Below are 1,517 nucleotides of genomic sequence, written 5' to 3'. Positions count from 1 at the left end.
ATTTTTTATTTTTAATTGTTAAAAAAATTATAATTAATCACATATTATAATATCGCAATATTACGATGATTGAAGACAAAAAAATTTTAACAGCATTTTTGCTTTTTAACAGTAGAAATTACTTTTGAAAAAAATACATTCAGTACCTCAAATGCATTCTCATCAATACAGTAACAGATAGAATTTCCTTCAATATTTCCTTTGATGAGTCCGGCATTTTTTAATTCCTTCAGATGTTGGGAAACTGTAGGCTGTGCCAAAGGAAGTTCATTGACAATATCTCCGCAGATGCACTCATTTACCTTCAGCAAATATTCAATGATAGCGATTCTCGCAGGATGCCCTAAAGCTTTTGCAATGGTAGCAATTCTGTTTTGTTCATCTGTAAAAAAATCTGTTTTTGTAGCTCCCATATTTAAACTATATCGCAATATTACGATAAATAATTTTCATTGACAATATTTTTAAAAAAAATTCTAAAAATCTGAGGAGAATTATTAATTATAAGACTTATTTGATATTCTGAAAGTCATAGGGTTTTAATGAAATCAACGAATGTTAAATCCATGACGAAGAATTTCATCTTGTAATCGAATTATTTTTTGAGACCAATAAATGACTCTTTCCATCTTATCAGGAAAATCCTCTTCAGATGAATTTTGATAAACACTCTGATAATTCTTAAATATTTCCAACCTATCCATTAAATATTCTTCATAATCTTTCAGATTTTGCGGAATATAACCTGGTCCCTCACAGCCACAAGAATGGAAAACTTTCCCAATTCTGTAAAGACTTTCAACAATTTTCCATTCTTTAGCAGCGCTTTTCTTTGGTGCTTTAAAATCCAGTCCTAAATCTGCCATCAAACTTGAACATTCAGGACATTTTATCACGCGGTTTTCTATTTCTGAAATTACTTTTTCTAACTGATCATGCTCTTTTTTTACAAAAATTCGTGAGACATTTCGAATATTGACTCCTCTAATTTTATGAAAATATTTATCTTTTCTGATCCTTTCTAAAATATCAGAAGAATGAGTCTGCTTAAAAGATTTTCTACATCTGAAACATACAAAATGAGATTTATATGTTTTTCCTGCGTATCTGCACATATACACTGGTTTAATTCTAATTCAAATATATTGCTAGTTAGCCAAATCAACAAGTAACACCATATAAAAATATATGCGCTTTATAACAATTTGTTTTCTCAACCCCAGATCATCTTTTCAGGAGCTTTATCCCGCTATCCACTCTTACTCCTCGCGCCCTGCTTCCCGGGTTAGTGCCATCACTTTTCCCAATCCCGCTGCGGGGTAACCGTTTCTATCGCGGCTAGGAATGGCAACCAATATTGATAATTGATGAGTAATGAGTAATGAGTAATGAGTATGAAGATAATTGATGATTGATTACATTCTCCGGCTTCTTTACTTTTCTCTTGTTACTTCTTACTTTTTACTTTGTTCTATTTCCTTTTCTCCTGGTTCTTTTTACTTTTCCCTTGTTTCTTT

Annotated in this window: 2 protein-coding genes; both read right to left on the bottom strand. The window is 31.4% G+C overall.

Annotation, left to right across the window (positions count from 1 at the left end):
- Positions 1-86: 86 nt before the first annotated feature.
- Positions 87-413 (bottom strand): ArsR/SmtB family transcription factor, encoded by a 327-nt coding sequence (locus DD829_RS08480; RefSeq protein WP_076395660.1) that lies wholly within the window; start codon positions 411-413, stop codon positions 87-89.
- Positions 414-548: 135 nt separating this feature from the next.
- Positions 549-866 (bottom strand): hypothetical protein, encoded by a 318-nt coding sequence (locus tag DD829_RS23350; RefSeq protein ID WP_123906833.1) that lies wholly within the window; start codon positions 864-866, stop codon positions 549-551.
- Positions 867-1,517: the final 651 nt, after the last annotated feature.

The organism is Chryseobacterium sp. HMWF035, from assembly GCF_003094695.1.
In the GTDB taxonomy this organism is placed as follows: domain Bacteria; phylum Bacteroidota; class Bacteroidia; order Flavobacteriales; family Weeksellaceae; genus Chryseobacterium; species Chryseobacterium gambrini.
The sequence above is the reverse complement of the archived record's forward strand: the minus strand, read 5'-3'. Positions and strand labels throughout refer to the sequence as shown.